Annotated in this window: 16 protein-coding genes; 12 read left to right on the forward strand and 4 right to left on the reverse strand. The window is 58.4% G+C overall.

Annotated elements, in window-relative coordinates; translation table 11 throughout:
* Positions 1–105 precede the first annotated feature (105 nt).
* Together FN806_RS16950 and FN806_RS16955 are read right to left on the reverse strand one after the other, a co-directional pair.
* On the reverse strand, positions 106–555 hold the full coding sequence (locus tag FN806_RS16950) for a hypothetical protein (protein ID WP_142639317.1): 450 nt from the start codon (positions 553–555) through the stop codon (positions 106–108).
* A 21-nt stretch (positions 556–576) separates the two neighbouring features.
* Positions 577–945 carry an antibiotic biosynthesis monooxygenase family protein gene (locus FN806_RS16955; protein ID WP_142639319.1) on the reverse strand — a complete coding sequence of 123 codons (369 nt, stop codon included), beginning with the start codon at positions 943–945 and terminating at the stop codon, positions 577–579.
* 79 nt (positions 946–1,024) lie between these two features.
* Here FN806_RS16955 and FN806_RS16960 point away from each other — a divergent pair, with 79 nt between their 5' ends.
* Positions 1,025–1,456 (forward strand): MarR family winged helix-turn-helix transcriptional regulator, encoded by a 432-nt coding sequence (locus tag FN806_RS16960; protein WP_142639321.1) that lies wholly within the window; start codon positions 1,025–1,027, stop codon positions 1,454–1,456.
* Between the two features lie 4 nt (positions 1,457–1,460).
* Here FN806_RS16960 and rpe read toward each other — a convergent pair whose 3' ends face one another.
* Positions 1,461–2,147: a ribulose-phosphate 3-epimerase gene (gene rpe / locus FN806_RS16965; protein ID WP_142639323.1), complete on the reverse strand. Its 687-nt coding sequence runs from the start codon at positions 2,145–2,147 to the stop codon at positions 1,461–1,463.
* Positions 2,148–2,310: 163 nt separating this feature from the next.
* On the opposite strand from rpe, the gene phnC reads away from it, so the two are divergent.
* The 5 genes from phnC to FN806_RS16990 all read left to right on the forward strand — a co-directional run bounded on the left by phnC (position 2,311) and on the right by FN806_RS16990 (position 7,050).
* A complete protein-coding gene (gene phnC, locus FN806_RS16970; protein ID WP_142639325.1) occupies positions 2,311–3,132 on the forward strand; it encodes a phosphonate ABC transporter ATP-binding protein in 822 nt (273 codons plus the stop codon).
* A 68-nt stretch (positions 3,133–3,200) separates the two neighbouring features.
* A complete protein-coding gene (gene phnD, locus FN806_RS16975; protein ID WP_142639327.1) occupies positions 3,201–4,103 on the forward strand; it encodes a phosphonate ABC transporter substrate-binding protein in 903 nt (300 codons plus the stop codon).
* Positions 4,104–4,166: 63 nt separating this feature from the next.
* On the forward strand, positions 4,167–5,048 hold the full coding sequence (gene phnE, locus FN806_RS16980) for a phosphonate ABC transporter, permease protein PhnE (protein WP_142639329.1): 882 nt from the start codon (positions 4,167–4,169) through the stop codon (positions 5,046–5,048).
* A complete protein-coding gene (gene phnE, locus FN806_RS16985) occupies positions 5,045–6,412 on the forward strand; it encodes a phosphonate ABC transporter, permease protein PhnE (RefSeq protein WP_142639330.1) in 1,368 nt (455 codons plus the stop codon). The genes phnE (FN806_RS16980) and phnE (FN806_RS16985) overlap by 4 nt, the downstream gene beginning before the upstream one ends.
* Before the next feature lie 23 nt (positions 6,413–6,435).
* Positions 6,436–7,050 carry an LbetaH domain-containing protein gene (locus tag FN806_RS16990; protein ID WP_142639333.1) on the forward strand — a complete coding sequence of 205 codons (615 nt, stop codon included), beginning with the start codon at positions 6,436–6,438 and terminating at the stop codon, positions 7,048–7,050.
* Positions 7,051–7,208: 158 nt separating this feature from the next.
* Here FN806_RS16990 and phnF read toward each other — a convergent pair whose 3' ends face one another.
* Positions 7,209–7,919 (reverse strand): phosphonate metabolism transcriptional regulator PhnF, encoded by a 711-nt coding sequence (gene phnF / locus FN806_RS16995; RefSeq protein WP_142639335.1) that lies wholly within the window; start codon positions 7,917–7,919, stop codon positions 7,209–7,211.
* 102 nt (positions 7,920–8,021) lie between these two features.
* Between phnF and phnG the strand changes: the two genes are divergently transcribed.
* The 6 genes from phnG to phnK all read left to right on the forward strand — a co-directional run bounded on the left by phnG (position 8,022) and on the right by phnK (position 12,449).
* Positions 8,022–8,480, forward strand: a complete 459-nt coding sequence (phnG, locus tag FN806_RS17000; protein WP_142639337.1) for a phosphonate C-P lyase system protein PhnG — start codon at positions 8,022–8,024, stop codon at positions 8,478–8,480.
* The gene (gene phnH / locus FN806_RS17005; RefSeq protein WP_142639339.1) at positions 8,480–9,055 is read left to right on the forward strand and encodes a phosphonate C-P lyase system protein PhnH; all 576 of its coding nucleotides are present in this window, start codon (positions 8,480–8,482) and stop codon (positions 9,053–9,055) included. Before phnG ends, phnH begins: the two co-directional genes overlap by 1 nt.
* 3 nt (positions 9,056–9,058) lie before the next feature.
* The gene (locus FN806_RS17010; protein WP_142639341.1) at positions 9,059–10,150 is read left to right on the forward strand and encodes a carbon-phosphorus lyase complex subunit; all 1,092 of its coding nucleotides are present in this window, start codon (positions 9,059–9,061) and stop codon (positions 10,148–10,150) included.
* Between the two features lie 261 nt (positions 10,151–10,411).
* The gene (locus FN806_RS17015; protein ID WP_142639343.1) at positions 10,412–11,272 is read left to right on the forward strand and encodes an alpha-D-ribose 1-methylphosphonate 5-phosphate C-P-lyase PhnJ; all 861 of its coding nucleotides are present in this window, start codon (positions 10,412–10,414) and stop codon (positions 11,270–11,272) included.
* Positions 11,269–11,673, forward strand: coding sequence for a VOC family protein (locus tag FN806_RS17020; protein ID WP_142639345.1), 405 nt, complete (start codon positions 11,269–11,271; stop codon positions 11,671–11,673). Before FN806_RS17015 ends, FN806_RS17020 begins: the two co-directional genes overlap by 4 nt.
* Positions 11,674–11,678: 5 nt before the next feature.
* Complete coding sequence (gene phnK / locus FN806_RS17025; RefSeq protein ID WP_142639347.1) at positions 11,679–12,449, forward strand: phosphonate C-P lyase system protein PhnK; 771 nt, start codon at positions 11,679–11,681, stop codon at positions 12,447–12,449.
* Positions 12,450–12,459 lie beyond the last annotated feature (10 nt).

A 12,459-nucleotide genomic window follows, 5' to 3' on the forward strand; every position in this document is an offset into this window, starting at 1 on the left:
CGGAGGCGGTGATGAGATCGTTCGTCGAATAGTCTCAGACCTAACCGTCGAAACAAAAAAAGCCCGCCCCAAACGGGGCGGGCTTTTTCTGTTTGGAATGCATCTTTATTTCTGGGACTGACTGCGCCTGCGCGCGGTCATTGCCCGGCCGTCACGGATACTCATACCCATCAATGTCAGATTGGTGGCACCAGCGACCAATTCGATGACCTGAACAAGGTAGAAGCTGGTGTCGAAGGCCCCGGCTCCGGCCTTTGCTTTCAGGTAGAGTGCTGCGGGTACCAGAATAAGCAGGCCGTTGGCTGCGATGATCGGCATTCTTTTCTTTTTGGCCAATGCCGAAGCATCTTTGCGCCGGCTTCCCATCGACATTCCTGTAGCGCCGACAATTACCATGGCCGGGACCAGCAAGAACAGGCCATAGACGATCATGGTTTTTACTGATGCCACGGTCGCGTGGGAAGCGAAGATCTCGCTGTACAAAGTAGATGTCCAGAATGTCAGGATTGTTAGAAATCCGATAACTCCAGCGATGGGGTGGATTGTTCTGATCATGGGTCGCCTCCACTTTTTGCCTTAGGCAACACAGTGGTTGTCGACCGTCAGCTTGCGCAGAAGATGTGGTCGCGTCACTGCGCTGTCCGGGTAGTCGGCGATACGGCTTTGGAATTCAGGATTGGTAAAGGCCTGACGGAAACTCTTCACATCTTGCCAGACAGCATAGTTCACGAAGGTCGCGCTGTTGGCGATGCCTTTGTGCAGTTGCGTCGAGATGTATCCCGGTTGCGATTTCATGAAATCCGCGTCGTGGGACCAGGCGGTCAGCAGGGCGTCTTCGTCCTTGGCGTCAACCGTGAACAGGTTGATCAGAACGACGGGGCCTTCCTCGGTTTCCATCTGGTCAGCCAGGGTTGCGATTTCGTCCAGTTCTACGATGCGTGCCATTCTTTGATCCTCTTTCAGAAAATAACATAGCAAGCTATATAATATTGCATAGCATGCTATGCAAGTGTATTTATCCGACATGGATTTCACGAAAGAAGACTCTGCCGGATATCTGGTCAATCACATGGCACGCTTGTTTGCCCGGGACCTGCAGCAGCGTATCTCTCCTTTGGGGATCGTCGTTGGGCAATTCCCCATTTTGCTAGAGCTTTGGCAAAAGGACGGCGTGTCGCAAAAAGAGCTGCTTGGCAAAATCGACGTCGAGCAGGCGACGTTGGCCAACACGCTCAACCGGATGGAGCGGGACAGTTTGGTCAAGAGAACCAAAAACCCAACCGATGCCAGAGCTCAGCTGATCTGGTTGACCGAAAAGGCGTCAGGGATACGCGCGGAGGCATATGAGGCCGCCCAGACCGTAAACGCGCAGGCGCTTGCGGGGCTGAGCGCCGAGGAACAACGTCAGTTTCTGGACCTCATGCACAGGGTGATTTCGGGCATGCGCCAGGAATAATGAGTTACAGCGCGGAATTCGCAGCGGCCCGCACGGCGCGGATGTTGTCGCCATAGACCCCGGGCTGATCTACCGATCCACCTTTGAACACAGCTGAGCCTGCAACCAGAACGTCGGCGCCTGCGGCCGCGACCAGCGGGGCGGTGTTTGGATCAACGCCGCCATCAATCTCAATATGGACGGGACGGTCGCCAATCATCTGGCGCAGGCGGCGGATTTTGCTGGTCATGTCGATGAACTTCTGGCCGCCAAAGCCGGGGTTTACGGTCATAACGCAGATGAGATCGGTCAGATCCAACAGGTGCTCCACCGCTTCGGCCGGAGTGCCCGGGTTCAGCGCGATACCGGCCTTCATTCCTGCAGCGCGGATGGCCTGCAAGGTGCGGTGCGAATGCGGCCCTGCCTCGATATGGGCGGTCAGGACATCGGCTCCGGCATCCGCATAGGCCTGAATGTAGGGATCGACCGGCGCGATCATCAGATGCACGTCCATCACCGTTTTGACATGCGGGCGGAAGGCTTTGACGGCGGGCGGGCCAAAGGTCAAGTTCGGGACAAAATGGCCATCCATCACGTCGATATGCACCCAGTCGGCGCCCTGCGCCTCGATGGCCTGAATCTCGGCACCGAAATTGGCGAAATCGGCGGACAGGATCGACGGGGCGATCTTGATAGTGCGGTCAAAGCTCATGGTGGCCTCGTGTCATCTGAACAGTTGAGGATGCGTATAGCGTTGAGGTCAGATGATGGATAGCCCCCGCGACAATCGCGCCGTAACAAAACTTTCACCTTACTGACACACAGCCGTTGAACAGTGGCTGTAGCTGACCGCCAAGACGAATTGGGGGTGGCCTGTGCTGCGTATCGACAAACTGACCAAACGCTTCGGCGAAAACATAGCCGTGGATGCGGCGACTTTGGATGTAGACAAGCCGTGCATGATCGGCATCATCGGGCGATCCGGCGCCGGGAAATCCACCCTTTTGCGGATGGTCAATCGCCTGACCGATTCCAGCGAAGGCAAGATCCTGTTCGAAGGCCGCGATGTCACCCAGTTGAAGGGGCGAGAGAAGCGGGCGTGGCAGGCCGAATGCGCCATGATCTTTCAGCAGTTCAATCTGGTGCCGCGCATGGATGTGGTGTCGAACGTGCTGCATGGCACACTGAACCGCCAATCGACACTGGCCACCATGTTCAACCTGTTCCCGATGGAGGACATCCACCGCGCCATCGACATTCTGGATCGTCTGGGCATCGCCGAACATGCGCCGAAACGGGCCGAGGCGCTGTCGGGTGGACAGCAGCAGCGTGTCGCCATCGCGCGGGCTTTGATGCAGGACCCCAAAATCATTCTAGCGGATGAGCCGATCGCATCGCTGGACCCGATGAATGCCCAGGTGGTGATGCAGGCCCTGCGCCGTATCCACGAAGAGGACGGCCGCACGGTCATCGCCAACCTGCACACGCTGGACACCGCGCGCCGCTATTGCGACCGCGTTGTCGGCATGCGCGACGGCCGCATCGTCTTTGACGGGTTGCCCGAACAACTGACCACCGGCGTCGCCCGCGAGATCTATGGGGCCGATGCGAGTTTCTCGGAAGAGGCAACCTCGACCGAGATCGAAACGCTCGACGCCACCCAGAAGGCCCTGATGGAAGCCGAAGCCACCATCTGAGCCACCCCAACCACCTTTCATCGCCCGACCCGATGAGAGGTCGGGGACATCAACCTGGAGAGAGACAGATGAAAAACCTAATTGCTGCCCTTGTTGCGACCACTGCCATGGCCGCGCCCGCTATGGCGCAGGAAATCAGCGAATTCCGCATTGGTATTCTGGGCGGCGAAAACGCCCAAGACCGAATGAGCAAAAACGAATGCCTGCGCGAATACACCGAAGAGTTGCTGGGCGTTCCGACCAAGCTGTTCGCCCCTGCCGATTATAACGGTGTGATTCAGGGCCTGCTGGGTGGCACGATTGACGTCGCTTGGTTGGGTGCGTCGGGTTACGCCAAAACCTATCTGAGCGATCCCGAAGCGGTTGAGCCGGTTCTGGTCAAGGTCAACACCGACGGTGGTTATGGCTATTACTCGGTAGGCTTTGCCCGCAAAGACAGCGGCATCGCCTCGCTGGAAGACATGAAGGGTAAGGCCTTTGGTTTTGGTGATCCGAACTCGACCTCAGGATACCTGATCCCTTCGATCGAGATTCCACAGGCCACCGGCGCCACCATGGACTCGGGCGATTACTTCGGTGAGGTCAAGTTCACCGGCGGTCACGAACAGACTATCGTTGCGGTAAACAACGGTGACGTTGACGGTGGCGTGACCTGGGCCGACGGCCTGGGTGATTGGGAAGATGGCTATCAGTCGGGCGCGCTGCGCCGCGCTGTTGATGCCGGTCTGGTCGACATGAACGATCTGGTCGAGATCTGGAAATCGGCGCCGATCCCGGAAGGCCCGGTCGTTCTGCGCAAGGCCTTGCCCGAAGATGTCAAAGTTCAGGTCACTGAACTGTGGAACACGCTGGATGAAAAAGACCGCGAGTGTTTCTACGGCGTGGCAGCAGGCGAAGCCAAGAGCTTTGATCCCATCACGCATGAGGCCTACGAGGTCATCATTGAAGCCCGCAAGCTGAAATCCAACTAAGCCCGCAACTCACATGATCGGGGTCCGGTGTTATACCGGACCCCGTTTTCTCAGGAGCATTCCATGACAGACCTGACCGCAGGGTCCCACAGCGTCGACCAAATCCGCGACGAATACTCAGCAATGACCCGGCGCAAACGGGCCTATGGTGGCATTCTCCTGATCCTGTTTGTGGCCCTGATGGCCGCAGGGTTCCGCACCGCCGATGATCGAAACGCAGGCAGTTTTGTCGAGGGCTGGCACAGGATTTTCGACTATCCGGCAGAGGTCCTCTCGGAAGCGTGGGAAAAGATCGGCGCGATGCCGGAAAATCTGATCCGGTTCTTTCCGGCCTTGATCGAAACGATCAATATCGCGGCAGCATCAACCCTGATCGGTACGATTGCGGGGACATTTCTTGCCCTGATGTCGACACGGGGCATGGCGCAGTGGCCATCTCTGATCCCATTGTTTCGTCGGATTTCCGATATCTGCAGGGCCATCCCTGAAATCGTTATCGCGCTGGTTTTGATCTTTATTCTCGGCGGCGGTCCGGTTCCGGCAATGATTGCGATTGCCATCCATACCGCCGGTGCATTGGGCAAGCTGTTCTCGGAAGTGAACGAGAACGCTTCGCTGAAGCCGATTGAGGGGCTGCATTCGGTGGGCGCGAACTGGTCGCAACGGATGTATTTGGGCGTGATCCCACAGGTAGGACCGAACTATGTCAGCTATGCCTTGCTGCGGTTCGAGATCAACATCCGTGCCTCGGCCATCCTTGGCTTCGTCGGTGCTGGCGGGCTGGGCTATGAGCTGCGCAACGCGATGTCATGGGGGCAGGGGCGCTACGACGAGGCCGCGGCCATCTTCCTTCTGCTTTTTGTCACAATCATGGTCGTGGATCAGCTGTCCGGCTATCTGCGGGATCGCCTGACCCACGGGTCTGAAAAAGGAGCTTCGGCATGACGACCTTTGCCACTGATCTGTCGACAGATGACCTCAAGGCCGAGGCCGGTCGTCTGTTCAACCGCAAACGGATCGTGAATTTCGGGTTGCCCGGCCTTGTCGCTGTTTACCTGATCTACGTGTTCTTTGCCTTTGACGTGCCGGGCTTGGCAGGGCGCGCAAACTGGGAAAACGGCAAGACGCTTGTTGCCGACACCTACAGTTACAAAACCCATGTCACGCGAGACAATCGCAATGGAGAGGTGTCCGTTGCGGTCGAAGGGGACCGCAAAGGCACCTATCCCGACGGAACCGCACCCGATTGGGTGGCGCTGGGCGAAACCACGATCATTGACCTGGAGGATGGTCACGTGGTGCGTTTCGGCCCTGAGACAATCGAATATGATATCCCCGGCTATGGCGTCGTGCGCGCCACACCCACCCGCGCCTCTGGGGTGCAGGCCGAGCTACCGGCGGGCGAGGTTCCAGACTGGATCAACGTCTCGAAAAACCGGCTGGCGATCACCACCGATGCGGGGCGTCTGACCGTGACCCGCAACCGGTCCGAAGTGTTCCGCTATTTTCCAGGATGGGAGCTGTTCTGGTTCACCCTCGACAGCCCGTATTATGGCAAATCTTTCCCCGAGTTGGTCAGCCGCGCCACCGCCGGTGAGGCCGGTGCCATTTTCAACGATTTCTGGACCAACAAGATCTGGCGGCATCAGGATGTGGCCTGGGCCATCTTCGAGACGATCCTGATGGCGTTTCTGGGCACCATGGGGGCAGGGTTTATCGCCTTGCCACTGGCGTTCCTGGCGACGCGGAACTTTAACCCCTTGCGGTCGGTGCGCTTTGCCACACGGCGGGTGTTCGACTTTGTACGCGGTGTGGACGCCTTGATCTGGACCGTTGTTCTGGCACGGGCCTTCGGCCCAGGGCCGTTGACCGGAGCGCTGGCAATTCTGGTGACCGATACCGGGACATTCGGCAAGATATTCTCAGAAGCGCTGGAGAATGTGGATGAGAAGCAGATCGAGGGCGTGCAGTCGACCGGTGCGAATGCGCCGCAGCGCTATCGCTTTGGCGTGATCCCACAGATCACTCCCGTGCTGTTGAGCCAGCTTTTGTACTTTCTCGAATCCAACACCCGCAGCGCGACCATAATTGGCGCGATTACTGGCGGCGGCATTGGTCTGTTGCTGACGCAGGCGATCATCACTCAGAAAGATTGGGAAGAGGTCGCCTATTACATCGTTCTGATCATTCTCATGGTGATGTTGATGGATTGGTTCTCGGGCTGGTTACGGCGTCGTCTGATCCAGGGCGACAGCGGCAAGAAGAGCAGGCCGAGCAACGCGAAAACCAAAGATTTTATTCTGCCGTGAGCGCAGCTTGAAAGGTCAGATTCATGGCACGATTGCGCACGGATGAACCGTTCATCCATCCCGATTGCCAGATTACCAACAGCAGCTTTGGTGCATTTGTCGAGATTGGCACCGGCAGTCGGATCGCCAACGCGGTCTGGGGCGACTATTCCTATTGCGACCGGACCTGCGACATCGCCAACGCCCAGATCGGCAAGTTTTCGAACATTGCCAGCTTTACCCGGATCGGCGCCACGGATCACCCGTTGCAAAAGGCCTCGCTGCATCATTTTAGCTATCGGTCGGCTGACTATTGGGACGATGCCGAGGATGATGCCGAGTGGTTTGCCCATCGCGCAAGCCGGATCGCATATATCGGGCATGACACATGGATCGGTCACGGAGCGATCATCAAGCCCGAGGTGACAATCGGTAATGGTGCGGTCATCGCATCCGGGGCGCTGGTGACCAAAGACGTACCGCCCTACATGATCGTTGCTGGGGTGGCGGCCCAACCACTCCGCCCCAGGTTCCCACAAGCGGTTGCGGATCGGATGGAGCAGTTGGCCTGGTGGGACTGGGACAACAGCCGCTTGCGTGACGCATTGCCGGATTTTCGCAAACTAGAGGCCGAGGCGTTTTTGGAGAAATACGAATAGCTGGCCCTGTGACCCCAGGTGCTCCGCGCCCGCAGAAGCATCGGTTTCGCCGATCCCCCTTTGGGGCCTTGGGCCGGGCGCCGCGCTTTGCGCGGCGCTACGCCCAATGGGATGAAACCTCCGATAGGAGGTTGAAGACGGGCGGGAGGCTTACGGGATCAATCCTCGTTCAGGGTCAGCGTAACTCGTTCCCCGGCAAAGGTTGTTCTTCCGTACTCGACAGGATTGCCCTCGGGGTCTGCATTGATGCCGATCGAAAACAAGACTGGTGCGCCCTCGGACAGGTGCAGGTGCAGAGCTTGAGTTGCCGTGGCCGCGCGCGCGGTCAGGCGGGTTGAGATGCGCGTGTAATCCGGCACATCGCATCTTTGCAGGGCTTTGGTGACGGATTGGGTTTCGGTCAGAATCTGCAGAATATCAGGAAATCGCTTGGCCGGAAAAACGCTTTGAAACAGGCCGATGGGTTGCCCGTCGGCCAGAGACAGACCGTCATAGACATGCACCGTGTCGCCGGTTTCAAGCCCCAATGCATCGGCCTCGGCTTCATCCGCGGCCCGTGTGGTCAGGGCGAGGATCTTCTTGCCGGGCATCTTGCCGCTGGCCGAGATGCTCTTGTGGTATCGCACCCGCTTACCAATCGGATACTCGGTTGGTCGGGTGGCGACGAATACACCGGCCCCGCGCCTAGAATGGACCAGCCCCTGGTCGGCCATGTCAGACAGCGCCCGACGAACCGTGTGGCGGTTAACGCCATGCGTTGCGGCCAGTTGCGCTTCGGTCGGCAGCCGGTCACCGGTTTGATATCGCCCTTCGGCAATGTCCGACGTCAGGCTTAGGGCTATGCTTTTCCAGATCGGCGTTTTGTTCATGTCACCAAAAATTCATACAGTTGCGATTGCGAGTCGCCGGGCGGCGGTCTATGATTTGTATAGTTGTATAGGATAAGTAGACAACCCCGCCAAGAGGCTTTGATGACACAACAGAGAGATTCCGCGACCGAGGCGCGTAAGACCTGGATGGGCCTGCTGGCCCGCGCGCCAGATGACGCCACGTTGGCGCTGTGGGAGGGCCTCACGGACCGTCCCGGCTTTGAATGGCTGCGCAGCCCCGAAGTGGGCGGCGTGATGGTGCGCGGACGTACCGGCGCCACCGGGGCGCCGTTCAACCTGGGTGAAATGACGGTCACGCGCTGCTCGGTGGTCTTGCAGGATGGCACGGTTGGACATGGCTATGTTCAGGGCCGGTCAAAGCCCAAGGCCGAAGCTGCAGCTGTGATTGATGCGATGATGCAGACTGCGGCAGCAGACCATGTGCAGGAAAACCTGCTCGGTCCGCTGGAACAGAAAATGCAGGCGGTCAAAATCGCGCGGGCGGCAAAGGCGGCGGCAACCAAAGTAGAATTCTTCACGCTGGTTCGGGGAGAAGATTGATGACTGCGCAAACTCAATTCTCGGGCGGGTTCCAGAACATACCGGTTGATTCCGCACATGCTTTTCGCGAGGCGATGACGGTGATGGCACGCCCAGGCGAAATCCGCAGCCTGTCAGGGGCCGTGCCCCCAGCGCCTTTGTCGGTAGCAGCGGGCACCTTGTTGCTGACTTTATGCGACCCGGAAACCAAGGTACATCTGGCGGGTGAGCTCGACACCGACGCTCTGCGCGAATGGCTGACCTTCCACACCGGCGCGCCGCTGGTTCCTGCTGCCGAGGCAGATTTCGCCGTCGGCACTTGGGGCGAAATTGGTGGGCTGGATCGCTATCGTATCGGAACTGCCGAGTATCCGGATCGGTCAACCACTCTGATTGTTGAGCGTGACAGCCTGGATCAGTCCGGTGCCATTTTGCACGGTCCCGGTATCAAGCAGTGCGCAGGCTTGAACCTACCCGATATCCCTGCGTTGCAACGTAATGCGGCTCTTTTCCCTTTGGGATGTGACTTCTTCTTTACCTGCGGTGACAAGGTCGCGGCCCTGCCGCGCAGTACCCAGATCAGCGCGGAGGGTTAAGCGATGTATGTTGCCGTCAAAGGAGGCGAAAAGGCGATTGAGAATGCCCATGCCTGGTTGGCCGAAGAGCGCCGAGGCGCCCCGGATGTGGCCGAGCTTAGCCTGGTCCAGATCCGGGAGCAGCTGAGCCTGGCGGTGAACCGGGTGATGGCAGAAGGATCGCTGTATGATCCGGACCTTGCCGCACTGGCGATCAAACAGGCGCGTGGCGATCTGATCGAAGCGATCTTTCTGATCCGCGCCTATCGCACGACGTTGCCGCGTTTCGGTTATTCCGAACCGGTTGAAACGGGCAATATGGCCTGTGACCGTCGGATATCGGCGACGTTCAAGGATGCGCCGGGCGGGCAGGTGCTGGGCCCGACATTCGACTACACCCACCGCCTGCTAGATTTCAAACTGGCTGCGGATGGCGAAACTCTACCCGCGCCCGAAGGTACGGCGCGACACGAGCCGACCCCGCATATCACCGAATTTCTCAAGGGTGAGGATATTATTCAGGACGAGCCGGTCAGCGATGCTACGCCCGGCGACCTGACCCGCGAACCGCTGGAGTTTCCGGCGGACCGTCCGCTGCGGTTGCAATCGCTGGCGCGCGGGGATGAGGGGTTTGTGCTGGGCATGGCCTATTCGACTCAGCGCGGCTATGCCCGCAACCACGCCTTTGTTGGCGAGCTGCGGATCGGCAAGGTCGCGGTCGAAATGGACATTCCCGAACTGGGCTTTGCCATCGAGATCGGCGAAGTCGAGTTGACCGAATGTGAGACGGTGAACCAGTTCCAAGGCTCAAAGACTGAGCCGCCACAGTTTACACGCGGCTATGGGCTCGTCTTTGGCCAGTCTGAACGTAAATCCATCGCCATGGCTCTGGTCGACCGAGCGCTGCGGTGGGAGGAGCTGGGCGAGGACAATCTGGGCGCACCTGCACAGGACGAGGAATTTGTCCTGAGCCACTCAGACAATATTCAGGCAACCGGTTTCCTCGAACATATCAAGCTGCCGCATTACGTGGATTTTCAATCCGAACTGGAACTGGTGCGCAAGCTGCGCCGCGAGGCCGAGGAACGGACTGCATCGAGGGAGGCTGCGGAATGAGCTCTGTACGCTTTGCCCTACAGGCTCGTCCTACGGTTCAAAAACCAGTCGTTGCCCTGATTGGGCGATTTCCTGCCGAATGCTTCGCGCGAATTCACGATTTCAAGCGATTCCCATTCGCACGAAAGGTCGCGGGCCATAGCCCCGAGGCGCCACTTTGCGCGAAAATTGCGCCAGATAAAATAGAGCATAATCGCCAAAAAGAGCGAACAAATACCAAGTACGTCCATAAAAACACCAGAAACAAAATAGTTACATCAAATGACTGAATATAACTTCGCATATCTGGACGAACAAACCAAGCGGATGATCCGTCGGGCGATCCTCAAGGGGTTGGCTATTCCCGGATATCAGGTGCCATTTGCCAGCCGAGAGATGCCGATGCCTTATGGCTGGGGTACCGGAGGCGTGCAGGTATCTGCCGCAACTTTGACCCCGGACGATACGTTCAAGGTGATTGATCAGGGCGCGGATGATACGACCAATGCCGTGTCTATCCGTAAGTTTTTCGAGAATACGGCGGGCGTCGCCACCACCGAGGAAACCGAGAAGGCGACGGTCATCCAGACCCGCCACCGCATCCCCGAGGCGAAGCTGCGCGCGGATCAGATTCTTGTCTATCAAGTGCCGATCCCGGAACCGCTGCGGTTTCTGGAACCGCGCGAGACCGAGACACGCAAGATGCACAGCCTCGAAGAATACGGGTTGATGCACGTGAAACTGTACGAAGACATCAGCCAGCATGGTGCGATCTCAACCGCTTATGCTTATCCTGTGATGGTCTCGGACCGTTATGTGATGGACCCGTCCCCCATCCCGAAATTCGACAACCCAAAGCTTGAGATGGACGCGATCCAGCTGTTTGGCGCGGGCCGCGAGCAACGTATCTACGCGGTGCCACCGCATACCAAGGTCGTCAGCCTCGATTTCCAGGACTACCCGTTCGAGGCCACCAAGGCCGACCATCCCTGTGATCTGTGCGGGGCCGAGGACAGCTATCTGGATGAAGTCATCATGGATGATGCAGGCACTCGCATGTTTGTTTGCTCGGACACTGATTATTGCCGGTCGCGCCGCGAGGCGGGCCATGTGGGCCGTTTGGCCAGAGAGGATGCCGCATGAAACGAGAAGATGTGCTTGGAATTGACCACCTTGGCCTTACGGTTTCGGACCTCGACGCCACGCGGACGTTCTTTGTCGATGCGCTGGGTTGGGAGGTCTTCGGCAGCAATCCGGATTATCCGGCGGTTTATGTGACCAATGGCGCGGCGAAGCTGACGCTTTGGCAGCAAAAAGGCACGGGGTTACAGGGGTTTGACCGGCACAAGAACGTCGGGTTGCATCATGTTGCCTTGAAGGTTCCCGATGAAGAAGCGCTGACTGCGGTTTTCGATGCGGTCAAAGACTGGCCTGCCGTCGTTGTCGAGTTTGCACCTGAACCCTCGGGTTCAGGTCCGAAACTCCATTTCATGATCCTAGAGCCGGGCGGCAATCGGATCGAGTTTTCATATGACCCAAGGTGAATGAAATGACACCGCTGCTGAGTGTACAGGATATCAGAAAATCCTACGGGGCCCGTATCGGCTGTACCGATGTGAGTTTTGATCTCTATCCCGGCGAGGTGATGGGGATCGTGGGTGAGAGTGGTTCGGGCAAGTCAACCCTGCTGAACTGTCTGGCGGGTCATCTGGTGCCGGATGCGGGGCGGGTGATCTTTGACACTCGTGCAGACGGTCCGGTGGATACCGTGACCATGTCGGAACCTGAACGCCGGATGCTGAGCCGCACCGATTGGGCATTCGTGCACCAACATGCGCGCGATGGCTTGCGTATGTCTGTCAGTGCAGGCGGAAATATCGGCGAACGACTGATGGCCGTAGGTGGCCGCCACTATGGCGATATCCGCGACAAGGCGATCGACTGGCTGGGCCGGGTTGAGATCGAAGCGGAGCGGGTTGATGATCGTCCGACCGCGTTTTCCGGTGGCATGCAGCAGCGCCTGCAGATCGCGCGGAATCTGGTGACCGGCCCCAGGCTGGTCTTCATGGATGAACCGACTGGTGGTCTGGACGTCTCGGTACAGGCTCGCCTGTTGGACCTGTTGCGCGGGTTGGTTCGGGAAATGGGGCTGAGCGCCATCATTGTCACCCATGATCTTGCCGTTGTCCGTCTGCTGGCGGATCGGCTGATGGTGATGAAAAGCGGTCATGTGGTCGAGGCCGGATTGACTGATCAGGTTCTGGACGATCCGCAGCATGCCTATACGCAACTGCTGGTGTCCAGCGTGTTGCAGGTATGAGGGCCGGGAC

Origin of the sequence: Ruegeria faecimaris, assembly GCF_900182615.1 — a bacterium.
Taxonomy (GTDB): Bacteria; Pseudomonadota; Alphaproteobacteria; order Rhodobacterales; family Rhodobacteraceae; genus Ruegeria; species Ruegeria faecimaris.